Below are 16,447 nucleotides of genomic sequence, written 5' to 3'. Positions count from 1 at the left end.
TCGTGGGTGGCCCGGTCGGGGCCCGATGGATGAAGGATGGGCCGGGCGAGGAACCGCCCGGCCCGGACGCGCCTCGCGGCTCAGACCAGCATCTTGCCTTCTTCGGAGATGACGTCGCCGATCTCGACCCCGGTCTCGCCGAGATAGTCGGACAGCAGCATCTCGTTGTGCGCCTTGCCCGACGGGATCATCGGGAAGCAGTTCTCCTTCTTGTCGACGACGCAATCGAAGACGACCGGGCCGTCGTAGTCGAGCATCTCCCGGATCGCCGCGTCGAGGTCGCCGGGCTTCTCGCAGCGGATGCCCTTGGCGCCGTAGGCCTCCGCCAGCTTGACGAAGTCCGGCAGGCTCTCGGAGTAGCTCTGCGAGTAGCGCGAGCCGTGCAGCAGCTCCTGCCACTGGCGCACCATGCCCATGTACTCGTTGTTCAGGATGAAGATCTTGACCGGCAGGCGGTACTGCACCGCCGTGGACAGCTCCTGCATGTTCATCAGGATCGAGGCTTCGCCGGCGATGTCGATGACGAGTCCGTCCGGATGGGCGAGCTGCGTGCCGATGGCCGCCGGCAGGCCGTAGCCCATGGTCCCGAGGCCGCCCGACGTCATCCAGCGGTTCGGCTCGTCGAACTTGAAGTACTGCGCCGCCCACATCTGGTGCTGGCCGACCTCCGTGGTGACGTAGGTCTCCCGGTCCTTGCAGGCCTCGTAGAGGCGCTGCACCGCATATTGCGGCTTGATGATCGTGCCGGACGGCCAGTAGGCGAGGCAGTCGCGGGCCTTCCAGGCCTGGATCTTGGTCCACCAATCGTCCAGGCGGGCCTTGTCCGGCTGGCGCGGCAGCGCCTTCCAGGCGGCGAGCATGTCCTCCAGCACCGAGCCGCAATCGCCCACGATCCCGACATCGACCTTGACGACCTTGTTGATCGAGGAGGCGTCGATGTCGACGTGGATCTTCTTGGAGAACGGCGCGAAGGCGTCGAGGCGCCCGGTGATGCGGTCGTCGAAGCGCGCGCCGATGCAGACCATGACGTCGCAATCATGCATCGCGAGGTTGGCCTCGTAGGTACCGTGCATGCCGAGCATGCCCAGGAACTTCTCGTCCGAGGCCGGGAAGGCGCCCAGGCCCATCAGGGTCGAGGTGACGGGAAAGCCCGTCTCGGCGGCGAGCCTGCGCAGCAGGGCCGAGGCGTGCGGACCGGCATTGATGACGCCGCCGCCGGTATAGAGGATCGGCCGGCGCGCGGAGGCCATCAGTTCGACGGCGGCCTGGATCTGGGCCGCGTCGCCCTTGAAGGCGGGCTTGTAGGTCTTGTGGCCGTTGCGCGTGGGCCGCTCGTAGACGCCGCTCGCGAACTGGATGTCCTTCGGCAGGTCGATGACGACCGGGCCGGGACGGCCGTGGGCGGCGACGTAGAACGCCTCGTGCAGGATGCGCGGCAGGTCCGCGATCGATTTGACGAGGTAGTTGTGCTTCGTGCAGTGGCGCGTGATGCCGACCGTGTCGCATTCCTGGAACGCGTCGGTGCCGATGAGGTGCGTCGGAACCTGTCCGGTGATGCAGACGAGCGGGATCGAGTCCAGCAGCGCGTCGGTCAGGCCCGTGATGATGTTGGTGGCGCCCGGCCCCGAGGTGACGAGGACGCAGCCGACCTTGCCCGACGAGCGGGCATAGCCCTCCGCCGCGTGGACGGCCCCCTGCTCGTGGCGCACGAGGATGTGCTTCAGGGTCTCCTGGTGGAAGAGCGCGTCGTAGATCGGCAGCACCGCCCCGCCCGGATACCCGAACAGCGTGTCGACACCCTGATCCTGAAACGCCCGGATGACCATTTCGGCCCCGGTCATGACCTCGCCGCCCATCGTCCTGCTCCTTCGAAACTCGTGCGAAACTCGTGCGTGCTGTTCGTGTCGTCGGCTCGTCGCGGCAATAAAAAAGGGCCCCGAGGGACCCTGCATGCGCCACCATCCGGATCGCGGACCCTGGTGTCAGGCCCGCCCCGTCAGTGGCGCTTCCGTTACGATAAGGATGGCACGCATCGGTGAAATCTCGATCCTGTTCGCCCGGCCGACGCGGCTTGCACCGGACGAGTCGAAAATCGTGTCGCGTGTCTTAGCGAAGCGCGCATCCCCGGTCAACGCCGGGAACGCGGTCCAGGCGTGCAATATCGCCGGTCCGGCCACAGGCCGGACCTCGCATCGCCGTCGCGATGGCGTCCGCCCGGCCTGATCGCCCCGTCGCCGGCCCGCATTCGCGTTTGCCCGGTCGCGCATCCTCGTCCTATCTAGGCCGACGAGGGCGAAAGGTCGCCGATCGCACCGTCTCCCGCCCGCGAGGACATCCGGCCCTGCCCGAGACCGAAGCCTTCCTCCTCCTCGACGTCGCGGGCGTCGCCTGTGCGCTGGCGCGGTCGTCGGTGAGCGAGATCCTGCCGCTGCCGGACCTGCACGCGCCGCCGGGGAGCGGCGGATTCCTGGCGGGATTCCTCAATCTCGGAGGCGTTCCGGTGCCGGTGGTCGATCTCGCCCGGCTCCTCGGCCTGCGCCTCGTGGCGGCACCGGGCGCCGACGATCCCTACCGGCACATCCTGCTCGATGCCGAGGGCACGACGGGCTTCCTGGTCGACAGGGTCGAGAACCTGTTCGTGGTCGAGGCCTCGGCGCTCCGCCCGGTTTCGGCGGAGCGGACCCTCAACGGCTGCGTGGTTTCGGAGATCGCGCGCGCAGACACCCTGGTCCACGTGCTGGGCCTGCCGCAACTCCTCACGGTGGAGGAGCGCACCCGCCTGTCCGCCCTGACCGATGCGGCGGCGACGCGCCTCGCCGCGCTGCCCGCCGCCTGACCGCCGCGCGCCGCGAGGATGCCGTCGGCATGAGCCGCCCGCCGCGTTCCGGCCCGCAGGTCGATCCGGGCTTCCCGGCGCTCAAGGCGCGGATCATCGCCCGCACCGGGCACCACTATTACGCCGACAAGGACGACCTGCTGTTCGACCGGCTGCGCAAGCGCTTCCGGGCCAATGGCCTTGCGGATTCCACCGCCTACGGCGCCCTCCTGGACGACCGGATCGCGGGCGGGCCGGAATGGGCCGCGCTCGAGGCCGAGATCACCATCGGCGAGACGTTCTTCTTCCGCTACGCCGAGCAGTTCGCGGCCCTGCGCGCGACGATCCTGCCCGCGCTGATCGCCGCCCGCGCGACGGAACGCGGGCTGAAAATCTGGAGCGCGGGCTGCTCCACGGGGGCGGAGCCCTACTCGATCGCCATCCTGCTGCACGAACTCCTCGGCGCGGATTTGTCCGATTGGCGGGTCTCGATCCTCGGCACCGACATCAGCGCCACGGCGCTCGAGACGGCCCGGGCGGGGATCTACGGCCGCTGGGCCCTGCGCACCCTGCCGCCGGGCGAGCGCCTGCGCTACTTCGTGCCCGGGGCACCCGTGGCCGGTGCCGGCCGCGACGGCACCTATGCGCTGCGCCCGGAATTCCGCCGGATGGTGCGCTTCGAGCGGCGCAATCTCATGGACCTCGTCGACGGTCGCGCCGCGCCCGCCCCGGCGGAGTTCGACCTCATCCTGTGCCGCAACGTGCTCATCTACTTCGAGGCGGACGTGGTGCTCGGCATCGTGCGCGGGCTCGGCAGGCGCCTGCGCCCCGAGGGCTGGCTGCTCATCGGTCACGCCGAGCCGAACCCGGCCATCGCCGCGATGCTCGATCCGGTCAATCTGCCCGGCACCGTCGCATACCGCCCGCCGGGCGCGGCCGAGCCGGTCCCGGCGCTCCCGGTCTGGCGGCCCGAATCCGTCATCGCGCCGCTCGCCGAGCTCGCGCCGGTTCCGGTTCCGGTTCCGCGACACGCTCCCGCATCCGCCGATCCCATTCCGGGGGGACCGGACCCTGGCCGGGCCGGTGCGGACGAGCCCGCGCCCATCGATCCCGTGACGAGCCTCGCGAGCATTCGCGCGCTGGCCGATGCCGGCGAGACGGCCGAGGCGTGGCGAGCCTTACGCCTCGCGATCCGCGCGGCGCCGACCGATCCCGCCCTGCACTACTACGACGGGCTGCTCGCCCACAGCCTGGGTCGGGAGCCCGAGGCCGAACGGGCCCTGCGCGGCGCGCTCTACCTCGACCGGGACTTCGTGATGGCCCATTATCAACTGGGCCTGCTCATGCTCGGCCTCGGCCGGCGCGGGGAGGCCGCGCGGGCCCTGGACAATGCGGTCCGCCTCGCCCAAGCCCTGGCACCGGACGCGGTGGTGGCGGAGGGCGATGGGCTCGGGCCGCGCGAACTCGCGCGCAGCGCCGCCCTCGCCCGCGCCGGGCTGACAGGAGATGTCCCGTGACCCAGATGCGGGCCGGCGTTGGTCGGGCCTCGACGCCCGACGCCCTGCGCGAGGAGCGCACGCGGGCGCTCGCCCGGCGGGGGCACGCCGCGACGGCGGCCGCGGCGGCGCGATCCTACCTCGTCTGCGCCTGCGGCGCCGACCGGTTCGGCCTCGCCCTGGGCCAAGTGGCGCAGGTGCTGCCGGGCCGGGTGCCGACCCCCCTGCCCGGTGCGCCGCCGGCGATCCTCGGCCTCATCGCCCTCTCGGGCCGCGTCGTCAGCCTGCTCGCCCTGGCCCGCGCCCTCGGCCGGTCGGCGGACGCCGACCACGCGGCCGGGCACGTGGTCCTGGTGCGGGGGGCCACGATCCCGGTGGCCCTCGCGGTCGACCGGGTCGTCGGCGTGGCCGAAATCCCCGATGCGGCGCTCGATACGGCGTACAGCGATGCCGGTTTGAGCGCGGAGGCGGTTTCGGGCTATGCCCCGGCGGGCGCCGGACCCGGCGCCGAATCCGGGTTCGTCGTCGTCGACCTGCCGCGCCTCGTGCGGCGATACTTCTCCTGAGGCCGGGATCCGGGGCTGTGCGCGCCCCGGGTCACGGCCGTTTCGCGGAGCCTTGAGCCAGCAGTGTCGATCTCGATCGGAAAACGCATCCTCCTCGGCTTCGTCGCCATCATCCTGGTGATCCTGGCGCTCGGCATCTACGCCCTCGGACAGATCGGCTCGGTACGGGACACCACCGACGCCATCGTCGCCCGCGACCTCACCGTGATGCGCCAGCTCGACGAACTGGGAAACAGGGCGCGCGACATGGGCATCCTGCGCCGCAACGCCGTCATCGCGACGCTCATGAAGGCGCAAGGGAACACGGTGAAGGATGAGGACACCTTCGCGATCTGGCGCCGCACGGCCTCCTCCACGGAGGCTCTCTACAAGGAGCTGCTGCAGGAGGCCGCCGATTACAGGACCCGCGCGGTCTCCCAGGACCGGGGCATGGCCTGGGACCGGATGCACACGACGCTCACCGCCGCCTTCGAGATCTATCACCGCTACCGGGACGGCAGCGAGGCGCAGCTCAACGCCAACGCCGCCGCCGACGTGATGGGCGTCGAGAGCCGCAACGAGGAGGTCTCCCGCCTCTACGAGGCGACGGTGACGGGAATCGCCCGGGCGCGGGACACCCTCGACGAGAACATCACCGCCGGACAGCGCGGCGTCGCCGACCTCTACGAGCGCAGCCGGATCTCGATCGGGCTGACCCTGGCGGCGGCCGTGGCGCTCAGTCTCCTCATCACCTTCGTCATCAGCCGGGCGGTGGTGCGTCCGCTCGAAGCGGTGATGGACTTTGCCGAGCGCGTCGGAGCGGGCGACCTCTCCCGGACCGTCGACATACGCGGCCACGACGAGATCGCCCGCCTCGGCCGCGCCCTCAACGGCATGGTGGCCGGCCTCGCCGACCTCGCTCGCACCAACCGCGCCGCCACGTCCGACCTCAACGCGGCGGCGGCCGAGATCCGCGCCTCCGCGCAGGAGCAGGCCGCCAGCGTCGAGGAGCAGTTCGCCGCCGTGCAGGAGACGGCCGCCACCGTCGACGAGATCACCCATTCGGGCGCGCAGATCGGCAAGCGGGCCGGCGAGGTCATCGCCACCGCCCAGTCGACCGCGCAGACCTCCCGCGCCGGCCTGCGGGCCGTGGCCGACACGGCGCGCGCCATGGAGTCGATCCGCGAACAGGCCGAAGCCGTGGCCGGAAACATCGTCGCCCTCTCGGAGAAGACGCAGGCGATCGGCGACATCATCACCACCGTCAACGACATCTCGGAGCGCACGCATCTCCTGGCCCTCAACGCCGCGATCGAGGCGGCGGCGGCCGGCGAGAGCGGGCGCAGCTTCGCGGTGGTCGCCTCCGAGATGAAGCTCCTCGCCGATCAGGCCAAGGCCGCCACGGGGCAGGTCCGCACCATCCTCGGCGAGATCCAGCGCGGCATCAACACCTCGGTCATGCTGACGGAAGAGGCGGTCAAGCGCGCCGCCGCCGGCAAGGCCCGCTCCGATACGACGCAGCGGACCATCGAGGAGATCACCGCGCGGGTCGAGGAGAGCGTGCAGACCTTCCAGCAGATCGTCGCCTCCACGAACCAGCAGCAGCTCGGCATCGAACAGGTGATGGGCGCCCTCCAGAACATCCGGCAGGCGAGCCAGCAGACGGCGGCCGGAACCCGCGAGGTCGAGGCGGCCTCGGCCAACCTCACCGAGCTGGCGCAGGCCCTGATGACCCTGGCCGAGCGCTATCGGCACTGATGCGTTTCCTGCCGTCGAAGGCACTTGAGCAGCGGGAAAAGAACATGGTTAACGAGAGGCTTGCCGGAACTTTCGAAGGTTGGGAAACCGGCCTAAGTCAGGGACGGCCCTGAGTCGGGATGGACATCCGCCAGCTTCTTCTCGCGGCCTTCGAGGTCGAGCACCGCGAGCATATCGATGCGATCCGGACGGCGCTCGCCGGCGGCGCGGCCGAATCCGCGCCGGACTGGAACGACATCTTCCGGCGGGCGCACAGCCTGAAGGGGGCTTCGCGGGCCGTCGATCTGCCGGCGGTCGAGGCGGTGGCGCATCGCCTGGAAGCCTTGTTCGAACGCGTCGTGTCCCAGGATTCCGCCCTGTCGCGGGCCGAGACCTCCGCCGTCCATCTCGCCCTCGACCGGATCGAGGCCTACGTCGCCGGGCTCACCGACGGGGCCGGGCCCGCGATGCCGGACGACGCTCTCGCGGCCCTGGACGGGACCCTCGACCCGGCCGCCCGACCCGATGCGGCGCCCGCAACGCCTCCTCCCTCTCCTCTTTCCCCTCCCCCGCTTCCGGAGGCGTCGGCGCCCGCCAAGCCGGAATCCGGCAGGCCCACGCCGACGGACGGGCCCACGGACGGCCAGCAGGCGCTCCTGCGCGTTCCGGCGGATGCGATCGAGGCGCTGACCCGCGCCACCCACGAACTCGCCAGTGCCCTCGGGGGCGAAGCCCTGGTGGCCGACGGCCTCGGCCGTCTCGCGCGCCGGGCCGCCGAACTCGCCCGCCTCGCCGAGCGCCTGCGCGGCACCGGGGCGCCCGGACGCCGGAAGCCCGGCGTGTCGGAGGTCGGGCCCCGCGCGGAGACCGAGTGGCGCGCGCTCGAGGCCGGTCTCCTCGCCCTGTCGCGGGACGCCGCCGAGGTCTCCCGGATGCGCGGCGCCCTCGCCTCCAGCGTCGAGGGTGCGATGACACGGGTCACGGGCGAGGCCGAGCGCCTCGCCCTCGTCCCGGCCGAGACCGCTTTCGGCGGCTTCCCGCGCGCCCTGCGCGACCTCGCCCGCGATGCCGGACGCGAGATCGCCGTGACGGCGCGCGGGCTCGAACTGCCGGTCGACCGGGCGATGCTCCAGGTGCTCAAGGACCCGGTGCTGCACGCCCTGCGCAACGCCCTCAGCCACGGGGCCGATGCCCCCGAGGCACGCCAGCGCCAGGGCAAGCCGAGCGCCCTGGCCATCGGCCTCGACGTGGAGGTGCGGGGCGGGCGCCTGGTGATCGGCGTCCACGATGACGGGCGCGGCCCCGACCTGGCCGCCATCGCCGCGACCGCGCGGCGGCGGGGCCTGCTCGCGCCCGAAGCGGACGATCCGGGGGCCGAAGCGCTCCTCGCGCTGGTGTTCGAGCCCGGCTTCTCCACCGCGTCCTCCGTCGACACCCTGTCGGGACGCGGCATCGGCCTTTCCGTGGTGGCCGATGCCGCGCGCCGCCTCGGCGGCACGGTGCGGCTGGCGCCGCGCGCGCGCTTCGGCACCGAACTCGTCATGAACCTGCCGCTCTCGGCCGCGCACCGGGCGATGCTGCTCGTGGAGGCGGGCGGCGTCACCTATGCCCTGCCGAGCGCCTCGGCAGAGCGCCTGCTGCGCCTCGGCGCCGAGGACATCGCCTCGGTGATGGGCCGCACCGTCACGCGCCTCGAGATCGACGGCGCGTCCGCCACCGTGCCGGTCCTGGACCTCGCGAGCGTTCTCGGGGTGGCGGCCGCCGCGCCCGAGCCGGGCCGGACACGGCCGGCGATCCTGCTGCGGGCTCCGGGTCGCCGCTGCATCCTGACGGTCGATGCGCTCTCGGACGTGCGCACCCTGCGCGTCCTGCCCGCGCCGCCGATCGGGACCGACGCGCGCCTCATCGCCGGAACCGTGATCCTCCCGGGCGACCGGCCGGCCCTGGTGCTGGATGCCGATGGCCTCGCGGGGCGTGTCGATAGCCTCGCGGGGCGTGCCGACAGCCTCGCGGGGCGTGCCGGGGACACCGGGACCATTGCGGCGCGACACCCCGGGGATCCGCGCGGAACGATCGCGCAGGCGCCACGTTCGACGATCCTCGTCGTGGACGATTCGATCACGACCCGGACTTTGGAGAAGGGCATCTTGGAAGCGGCCGGGTACCGTGTCGTGGTCTGCGTCGACGGCCAGGACGCCCTCGACCGCCTGCGGGCGGGCATCGAGCCCGTGGACCTCGTGGTCGCCGACGTGGAGATGCCTCGTCTCGACGGATTCGGCCTCGTGAAGGCGTTGCGCGGCGAGGAGGCCTTCGCCCGCCTGCCGATCATCCTGATGACCTCGCGGGGGGATGCCGACGACGTGGCGCGCGGCCTCGAACTCGGCGCCGACGCCTACCTGACCAAGCAGACTTTCGACCAGCGCCAGCTCCTCGACACTATCGGGCAATTGTTGTGAACGGACACGAGCAGGATAGGACGGCGCCCGCGCGGGTCCGGGTGATGCTGGTCGAGGATTCCCTCGTGGTGCGCCAGCTCCTGATCCACATCGTCGGGCGCGATCCGCGCCTGGAGGTCGTCGCGGCCGTGGGGTCCGGCGAGGAGGCGCTGGCCACGATCGGTCAGGCCCGCCCGGACGTGGTCTCGATGGACATTCGTCTGCCGGGCATCGACGGTCTGGAGACGACGCGGCGCATCATGGCCGAGCGGCCGACGCCGATCGTGGTCATCGCCGACTCGATCGAGGATTCGTCGCTCCGCATCTCGATGAACGCCTTGCGGGCCGGCGCCCTGTCGGTGGTCGAGAAGCCCGTGGCGACCACCCATGCGGGCTACGACGCGGTGGCGGCCGAGATCTGTACGCAGCTGCGCATCATGGCCGCCGTGCCGGTCATCCGCCGACGCCCGATCGGCTCGGAATGGGCTGGGCGGACCGCCGTGCCGGCTCCGGTCTCGGCCGCGCTCCGGGTGCCGGAATCCGCCAGCGTCCTGGCTCTGGCGGCCTCAACGGGCGGCCCGCCCGCCCTCGCCCGCGTCATCGGTGGCCTGCCCGCGCAGTATCCCCTGCCCGTGCTCGTGGTCCAGCACATGGGCCCCGCCTTCATGGAGGGCTTCGCCGCCTGGCTGAACGGGGTCGTGGGCCTCGCCGTGTCGGTGGCCCGCGAGGGCGAGCGGGCCGAGCCGGGCCACGTCTACGTGGCGCCGGGGGATCGTCACCTCGAGCTCGGCGGCGGCGGTCACCTGCGCATCACGGATGCGGCCCCGGTCGGCGGGCAGCGCCCGGCGGCGACCGCCCTGTTCCGTTCCGTCGCCCGGCACGCGGGCGCGCGCGGCATCGGCGTGCTGCTGACCGGGATGGGCGAGGACGGCGCGACCGGCCTCCTCGACATGCGTCGGGCCGGCGCCCAGACCATCGCCGAGGACGAGACCACCGCCGTGGTGTTCGGCATGCCGGCGGCCGCGATCCGCCTCTCCGCCGCCGGCACCGTCCTGCCCCTCGACCGGATCGCGGCCCACCTCGCCCGGATCGCGGAGGTCGCGCCGTGAGCGAACGCCCCGCGACCGCGCCGCATCTGCTCCTCGTGGAGGATTCCGAGACCCAGGCGCTCGAACTGCGCCTGCTCCTCGAATCGAAGGGCTTCGCGGTGGAGCGCTGCGCCACGGCGGAGGCGGCCCTCGACCACCTCAACACCCGTCTGCCCGACCTCGTGGTGGCCGACCACCACCTGCCGGGCATGAACGGCGACGAGTTCGCGCGCCAGCTCCGGCTCTCCCTGCGCACCCGCGCCCTGCCCCTTCTCATGTTGACGGGCGCGCGCGACGGCGAGCGCCAGGGGCTGGAGAGCGGTGCCGACGCCTACGTGGCGAAATCCGCCGACCGCGACCTCCTCGTCCTGCGCATCCGCGCGCTCCTGCGCGAGCGCCTGGGCGGGGGCGGCAGCGACGGGCCCGGCGTCTCGGCCTTCCGGCGCGGGCGCGTCCTCGTGGTCGACGGCAGCGCCACCTATCGCACCTTCCTCGCCGGCCTGCTGGCCCATGAGGGCCACGAGGTCGCCACCGCCGACGGCCACGCCACGGCGCTCGCCGCCCTCGACGCGCCGGGGGCGGCCTTCGACTGCGTGACCATCGACCTCCTCGGCCCCTCCTACGACGGGCTCGCCCTGTGCCGGGCGATCAGCGAGCGCCGGACCGCCGGCCTTGCGGGCCGCGAGGCGGGCGCGCCGACCTTCCAGGTGGTCGGCATCGCCGGGACGCTGCCCGCCAAGGACTTCCTGGTGGAGGCCTTCGCGGCGGGGGCCGACGATGTCGTCTCGAAGTCGGACGGCGAGATCCTGGTGATGCGGGTGCGCAGCCTCGTGCGCCGCAAGCTGCTCGAGGAGGACAACCGCCGCATCGCCGGGGAATTCGGGAACCGCGAGCGCGCCCTGGAACGCGCCCGCGCCGAGGCGGAGGCGGCCGAGGCGCGCGCGGCCCTGGCGGGCGCCCTCGAACAGGCCAATGCGGACCTCGCCACGGCCAACCGCAAGCTCACCGATGCGCAGGCCAAGCTCGTCCAGGCGGCCAAGATGGCCTCGCTGGGCGAGTTGGTGGCGGGCATCGCCCACGAGATCAACAACCCGCTGGCCTTCATCCTGGCGCATCAGGGCACGGTGGAGCGCATCCTCGGCGAGGTGGTCGCCGAGCCCGATTCGCCGGACGGGCCGCGCAAGCTGCGAAAATGCGGCGATCGGGTCGGCGCGATGCGGATGGGCCTGACCCGCATCCAGGACCTCGTGCTCAACCTGCGCAAGTTCTCGCGCCTCGACGAGGGCGAGCGCACCCTCGTCCACGTGCCGGAGGCGATCGAGACCGTGCTGGCGCTGATCCAGCACAAGCTCGGCGAGCGAATCGCGGTGGTGCGGGATTTCGCGGGCCGGCCGGAGATCCACTGCACCCCGGCCCTGCTCAACCAGGTGGTGATGAACATCCTCGGCAATGCCGCCGACGCGATGCCCGAGCGCGGCACCATCACCATCGAGACGCGCACCGCGCCGGACACCGACGTCATCCGCATCAGCGACACGGGCCCCGGCATCCCGGAAACCCTCCGCGAGAAGATTTTCGAGCCGTTCTTCACGACGAAGCCCGTCGGCTCCGGAACCGGCCTCGGCCTCGCGATTGCGTACTCCGTGGTACAGGCGCATAGCGGCTCGCTCAACGTCGAGGCCGCTCCCGGCGGTGGGGCCTGTTTCGTGATCGGTATTCCCCGGCAGACGGATTGAGCATGTCACTAGGCACGATCCTGGCCGTCGATGACGAGCCGGATATCCTGATCGCCCTCGAGGACCTGTTCGAGGACGAGTACCGCGTCCTCACCACCTCGAAGCCCGCCGAGGCGCTGGAAATCCTGGCCGCGACCCCCGAGATCGCCGTGATCCTCTCGGACCAGCGCATGCCCGGCATGACCGGGGACGCCATGCTGGCCGAGGCCCGCCGGATCCACGACGCCCAGGCCATCCTGCTCACGGGCTACGCCGACATGAGCGCCGTGATCGCGGCCCTGAACCAGGGCGGCATCACGGGCTACGCCACCAAGCCCTGGGACGCCGACCTGCTGCGCAACACCGTGCGGCAGGCCTTCGAGCGCCACCAGCTCGGACGCGACCTCGCCACCGAGCGCGCCCTCCTGCGCGGCCTCCTCGACAACGCCGAGGACGCGATCGCCTTCAAGGACGCCGCCGGCCGCTTCGTGCGCGTCAACGCACGCAAGGCCGACAGCCTCGGGCGAACGATCGCCGATTGCCTCGGGCGCACCGAGGAGGACCTCGTCGGCGACGGCACGGACGTCCGGCTCGCCGACGCGGCCGCCATCGCAAGCGGCGAACCGGCGGACACGCTGACGGCCCGCGGCGCGGTGGGCGCCGAGACCTGGCGCCACGTCACCCGCGTGCCGATCCGCGACGGCGCGGGCGCGATCACCCATCTCGCCACGATCGAGCGCGACGTCACCGAGCAGAAATCCCTGGAGGCGCGGCTGCGCCAATCCGACAAGATGCAGGCGCTCGGCACCCTGGCGGGCGGCATCGCGCACGACTTCAACAACCTGCTGACGGCGATCCTCGGGAGCCTCGAACTCGTCGGCCCGAAGATCGTGGACCAGCCCCGCGTGCAGCGCCTCGTCGGCAACGCGACGCAGGCCGCGCAGCGCGGCGCCTCCCTGACCCGGCGCCTCCTCAGTTTCAGCCGCTCCCGCGACCTGCGCCCCAGGGCCGTCGACGTGAACGCCCTGATCGAGGGCATGCACGATCTCCTCGGCGGCAGCCTCGGGGGCCTCGTCACCGTCGAGACGCACCTCGCGCCCGAGGCTCCGGCAGCCTGCGTCGACCCGGACCAGCTCGAACTCGCGATCCTGAACCTGTGCATCAACGCCCGCGACGCGATGCCGGAGGGCGGCCGGATCGTGGTGAGCACCCGCGTCCTCGCCGTCGACGACGATCCGGACCTGACGCCGGGCGACTATCTCAGCGTCGAGATCGCGGATTCCGGCAGCGGTATCGCGCCCGAAATCCTTGCGCGGGTCTGCGAGCCCTTCTTCACCACGAAGTCCGTGGGCCAGGGCACGGGCCTCGGCCTCGCCATGGTGTTCGGCCTCGCCCAGCAATCGGCGGGACGCCTGCGGATCGCGAGCGCGCCCGGCGCCGGCACGCGCGTCGAGATCCTGCTTCCGCGCACCGATGCGGCGACCCCCGCCGAGATTGCCGCGCGGGCCTCGGCCGTGCCCGCCGCCCGGGCCGCCCGCATCCTCGTGGTCGACGACGATGCCGAGGTCCGGCACGTCACCGCCTCGTTCCTGTCGAGTTTCGGCTACCATGAGAGCGAGGCAGCCGACGGCTCGGCGGCGCTCTCGCTGCTGGAGCAGAACCGCTTCGACCTCGTGGTGGCCGACCTCGCCATGCCGGGCATGACGGGCGTGGAACTCGCCGAGATCGTGCGCGTGCGCTGGTCCGGCGTCCCCGTGCTCATCGTCACGGGCCACGCCGAGGCGATCCCGATCCCGCCCGACCTGCCGGTGCTGCGCAAGCCCTTCGAGTCGGTCGCTCTCGCGGCCGAGGTCTCGCGGCTGCTCGACCGGGCGGCGTAGGCGCCTCACGGCACCACCCGACCGAACCCGGCCATAAAAACCGGACCGACCATGAAAAAAGGCGGCCCGAAGGCCGCCTCTCCTCATCTCTCGCGACGCTGCGACGTGGCTTACGCCACGTCGTCGACCAGCACCGGGCCGGAATCCTTGCCGCGCGCATCGACGTCACGGTCGACGAACTCGATGACGGCGAGGGGAGCGTTGTCGCCGTAGCGGAAGCCGGCCTTCATGATGCGGCAGTAGCCGCCCGGACGGGTGTTGTAGCGCGGGCCGATCACCGCGAAGAGCTTGCGGACCATGGCCTCGTCGCGGATCTGCGACATGGCGAGGCGACGGGCATGCAGGCTGTCGGTCTTGCCGAGCGTGATCAGCTTCTCGATGACCGGACGCAGATCCTTGGCCTTCGGCAGGGTGGTGACGATCTGCTCGTGCTTGATCAGCGCGGCCGACATGTTGGCGAACATCGCCTTGCGGTGCTCGGTGGTGCGGTTGAAGCGACGACCGCGAAATCCGTGACGCATGATGGCTGGTCCTTCTCTGATGGCCGCCGTGCCACGGTACGGCCAAGCGCCCCCAAACGGGGCTGTTCATTCCGCATGACCCCGCGGCGGGATTTCTTTGGGAGTTCGCGTTTGCACGAACTCCCGACGTGTCGGCCAAACAAACGGTGTCGCGATGCGCCGGAAAGTTCTGGCCGAGGCGGCTCGCCTCAGTAGTGCTCTTCGAAGCGCTTGGCGAGGTCCTCGATGTTCTCCGGCGGCCAGCCGGGGATGTCCATGCCGAGGTGCAGGCCCATCGCGGCAAGCACTTCCTTGATCTCGTTGAGCGACTTGCGGCCGAAGTTCGGGGTGCGCAGCATTTCGCCCTCGGACTTCTGGATGAGGTCGCCGATGTAGACGATGTTGTCGTTCTTCAGGCAGTTCGCCGAACGCACCGAGAGCTCGAGCTCGTCGACCTTCTTGAGCAGGGCCGGGTTGAAGGGGAGCTGCGGCGCAAGCGGCTGCGCCTCCTCCTTGCGGGGCTCCTCGAAGTTCACGAACACCTGGAGCTGGTCCTGGATGATGCGCGCGGCATAGGCCAGCGCATCCTCCGGCGAAACGGCGCCGTTGGTCTCGATCGTCATCGTCAGCTTGTCCTTGTCGAGATCCTGGCCCTCGCGGGTGGTCTCGATGCGGTAGGACACCTTGGTGACGGGCGAGAACAGGGCGTCCACCGGGATCAGGCCGATGGGCGCGTCCTCGGGGCGGTTGCGCTCGGCCGGGACGTAGCCCTTGCCGGTGGCGACCGTGAACTCCATGCGGATCTCGGCACCGTCGTCGAGGGTGCAGATGACGAGATCGGGGTTCAGGATCTGAACGTCGCCCACGGTGCCGATGTCGCCGGCGGTAACGAGGCCGGGGCCGGTCTTGCGCAGGGTCAGGCGCTTCGGAGCCTCGGTCTGCGAGCGGATGGCGATGGTCTTGATGTTGAGGACGATGTCGGTGACGTCCTCGCGCACGCCGGGGATCGACGAGAATTCATGGAGCACGCCGTCGATCTGAACCGAGGTCACGGCCGCGCCTTGGAGCGAGGAGAGCAGCACCCGGCGCAGCGAGTTGCCGAGCGTCGTGCCGAAGCCGCGCTCGAGGGGCTCGGCGACGACGGTGGCGACCCGCTTGGGATCGTGTCCGGTCGAGACCTGAAGCTTGTTCGGCTTGATGAGCTCTTGCCAGTTCTTCTGAATGACCACGATGCTACCTCTCGCAAAATCGGCGCGGGCCACGTCGGTGGTCCGCGCACCGCCCGTCGACGCCGCGCCCTCGGCGTCGGACAGGCTCGAAACGACTGCGTCCGCGCCGAGCGCCGACGGTTACTGTGCCGCGACCCAGAGTTCCGGGACGAAACTGTACGCGGCTCCGTCCCGGGCGACGTAGCCCAGGGCGGGAAATTCGAGGTGCGCGCCCGCCACGAAGGTGCGGTCGCTGGCCACCATATCGAGCATGCGGCGGCGCACGGCGCGCGCCTGGTCGCCGTCGGTGTCGAACACCATACCGGCTTCCGGCTGCTTGAACTGGATGGCCGGCAGGTGGACGATGTCCGCCCACATCAAAAGCGATGCGCCGCCCGACGTGATGCGATACCCGGTATGGCCGGGCGTGTGCCCGGGCAGCGGAACCGCCTCGATGCCGGGCGCCACGACGCCGCCGGTCATGGTCCGAAGACGTCCGCCGTAGGGGGCGGTCGCCTTGCGGGCCATCTCGAAATAGGGCTTGGCCCCGTCGGGCGCCCGCGCGAGCGCGCCGTCGTCGAGCCAATTGGCCGCCTCGTCGGCATGCACCACGAGTTCGGCGTTGGGGTAGGCCGCGATACCGTCACCGGCGAGCAACCCGCCGGCATGGTCGGGGTGCAGGTGGGTCAGCAGCACGGTCTCGATCGCTTCCGGCGCGACGCCGGTGGCCCTCAGGGCCGCCGGGACGCGACCGAGGGACGGGCCGCCGAAGCTGCCCATCCCCGAATCGATCAGCACCGGCTTGCGGCCGGGGCCCGTGATCAGAAACGCGTTCAGCGTGATGCGGGGATCCTGAGCGCGGAAGCCGGCGGCCTGAAGGGCGCCGGCCTCCGTGCGATCGATCCCGGTGACGAGGTCCAGCGACACTTGCAGGTAGCCGTCGTTCATCACCGTGATCGTCAGATCACCCAAGCTCCACCGCAGCACACCCGGAAGCGGATTCTGAGCATTCGACACGCGCGTCTCCG

13 protein-coding genes are annotated in these 16,447 nt (G+C 71.3%); 9 read left to right on the top strand and 4 right to left on the bottom strand.

The annotated features are described in order from the left end of the window. Nucleotides 1-80 precede the first annotated feature (80 nt). Complete coding sequence (locus MKK54_RS09585) at nucleotides 81-1,856, bottom strand: acetolactate synthase 3 large subunit (protein WP_244010559.1); 1,776 nt, start codon at nucleotides 1,854-1,856, stop codon at nucleotides 81-83. A gap of 166 nt (nucleotides 1,857-2,022) precedes the next feature. Here MKK54_RS09585 and MKK54_RS09580 point away from each other — a divergent pair, with 166 nt between their 5' ends. The 9 genes from MKK54_RS09580 to MKK54_RS09540 all read left to right on the top strand — a co-directional run bounded on the left by MKK54_RS09580 (nucleotide 2,023) and on the right by MKK54_RS09540 (nucleotide 13,711). Continuing rightward, nucleotides 2,023-2,223, top strand: coding sequence for a hypothetical protein (locus MKK54_RS09580; protein WP_244010558.1), 201 nt, complete (start codon nucleotides 2,023-2,025; stop codon nucleotides 2,221-2,223). Nucleotides 2,224-2,341: 118 nt separating this feature from the next. After that, a complete protein-coding gene (locus MKK54_RS09575; protein WP_244010622.1) occupies nucleotides 2,342-2,836 on the top strand; it encodes a chemotaxis protein CheW in 495 nt (164 codons plus the stop codon). 29 nt (nucleotides 2,837-2,865) lie between these two features. After that, nucleotides 2,866-4,332 (top strand): CheR family methyltransferase, encoded by a 1,467-nt coding sequence (locus MKK54_RS09570; protein ID WP_244010557.1) that lies wholly within the window; start codon nucleotides 2,866-2,868, stop codon nucleotides 4,330-4,332. A 5-nt stretch (nucleotides 4,333-4,337) separates the two neighbouring features. Continuing rightward, nucleotides 4,338-4,877 carry a chemotaxis protein CheW gene (locus tag MKK54_RS09565; protein WP_244010621.1) on the top strand — a complete coding sequence of 180 codons (540 nt, stop codon included), beginning with the start codon at nucleotides 4,338-4,340 and terminating at the stop codon, nucleotides 4,875-4,877. Nucleotides 4,878-4,940: 63 nt separating this feature from the next. Further along, nucleotides 4,941-6,614: a methyl-accepting chemotaxis protein gene (locus tag MKK54_RS09560; protein WP_244010556.1), complete on the top strand. Its 1,674-nt coding sequence runs from the start codon at nucleotides 4,941-4,943 to the stop codon at nucleotides 6,612-6,614. A gap of 119 nt (nucleotides 6,615-6,733) precedes the next feature. Continuing rightward, on the top strand, nucleotides 6,734-9,049 hold the full coding sequence (locus tag MKK54_RS09555) for a response regulator (protein ID WP_244010555.1): 2,316 nt from the start codon (nucleotides 6,734-6,736) through the stop codon (nucleotides 9,047-9,049). Nucleotides 9,050-9,093: 44 nt separating this feature from the next. Continuing rightward, on the top strand, nucleotides 9,094-10,137 hold the full coding sequence (cheB, locus tag MKK54_RS09550; RefSeq protein ID WP_244010620.1) for a chemotaxis-specific protein-glutamate methyltransferase CheB: 1,044 nt from the start codon (nucleotides 9,094-9,096) through the stop codon (nucleotides 10,135-10,137). Continuing rightward, nucleotides 10,134-11,852 carry a response regulator gene (locus tag MKK54_RS09545; protein ID WP_244010554.1) on the top strand — a complete coding sequence of 573 codons (1,719 nt, stop codon included), beginning with the start codon at nucleotides 10,134-10,136 and terminating at the stop codon, nucleotides 11,850-11,852. The genes cheB and MKK54_RS09545 overlap by 4 nt, the downstream gene beginning before the upstream one ends. Before the next feature lie 2 nt (nucleotides 11,853-11,854). Continuing rightward, nucleotides 11,855-13,711 (top strand): response regulator, encoded by a 1,857-nt coding sequence (locus MKK54_RS09540; RefSeq protein ID WP_244010553.1) that lies wholly within the window; start codon nucleotides 11,855-11,857, stop codon nucleotides 13,709-13,711. A 110-nt stretch (nucleotides 13,712-13,821) separates the two neighbouring features. Here MKK54_RS09540 and rplQ read toward each other — a convergent pair whose 3' ends face one another. From rplQ to MKK54_RS09525, 3 genes are all read right to left on the bottom strand, one after another. Continuing rightward, nucleotides 13,822-14,232 carry a 50S ribosomal protein L17 gene (gene rplQ, locus MKK54_RS09535; protein WP_244010552.1) on the bottom strand — a complete coding sequence of 137 codons (411 nt, stop codon included), beginning with the start codon at nucleotides 14,230-14,232 and terminating at the stop codon, nucleotides 13,822-13,824. 188 nt (nucleotides 14,233-14,420) lie between these two features. After that, on the bottom strand, nucleotides 14,421-15,440 hold the full coding sequence (locus MKK54_RS09530) for a DNA-directed RNA polymerase subunit alpha (RefSeq protein WP_244010551.1): 1,020 nt from the start codon (nucleotides 15,438-15,440) through the stop codon (nucleotides 14,421-14,423). A 120-nt stretch (nucleotides 15,441-15,560) separates the two neighbouring features. Continuing rightward, the gene (locus tag MKK54_RS09525) at nucleotides 15,561-16,436 is read right to left on the bottom strand and encodes an MBL fold metallo-hydrolase (protein ID WP_244010550.1); all 876 of its coding nucleotides are present in this window, start codon (nucleotides 16,434-16,436) and stop codon (nucleotides 15,561-15,563) included. Nucleotides 16,437-16,447 lie beyond the last annotated feature (11 nt).

It is taken from the genome of Methylobacterium sp. J-068, assembly GCF_022829445.1.
Taxonomy (GTDB): Bacteria; Pseudomonadota; Alphaproteobacteria; order Rhizobiales; family Beijerinckiaceae; genus Methylobacterium.
The sequence above is the reverse complement of the archived record's forward strand: the minus strand, read 5'-3'. Positions and strand labels throughout refer to the sequence as shown.

Bases quoted from the DNA above. Each gene is read 5' to 3' on its own strand.
- MKK54_RS09585 (WP_244010559.1), bottom strand. From the start codon at position 1,856: ATGGGCGGCGAGGTCATGACCGGGGCCGAAATGGTCATCCGGGCGTTT.
- MKK54_RS09580 (WP_244010558.1), top strand. From the start codon at position 2,023: ATGGCACGCATCGGTGAAATCTCGATCCTGTTCGCCCGGCCGACGCGG.
- MKK54_RS09570 (WP_244010557.1), top strand. From the start codon at position 2,866: ATGAGCCGCCCGCCGCGTTCCGGCCCGCAGGTCGATCCGGGCTTCCCG.
- MKK54_RS09565 (WP_244010621.1), top strand. From the start codon at position 4,338: ATGCGGGCCGGCGTTGGTCGGGCCTCGACGCCCGACGCCCTGCGCGAG.
- MKK54_RS09555 (WP_244010555.1), top strand. From the start codon at position 6,734: ATGGACATCCGCCAGCTTCTTCTCGCGGCCTTCGAGGTCGAGCACCGC.
- cheB (WP_244010620.1), top strand. From the start codon at position 9,094: ATGCTGGTCGAGGATTCCCTCGTGGTGCGCCAGCTCCTGATCCACATC.
- MKK54_RS09540 (WP_244010553.1), top strand. From the start codon at position 11,855: ATGTCACTAGGCACGATCCTGGCCGTCGATGACGAGCCGGATATCCTG.
- rplQ (WP_244010552.1), bottom strand. From the start codon at position 14,232: ATGCGTCACGGATTTCGCGGTCGTCGCTTCAACCGCACCACCGAGCAC.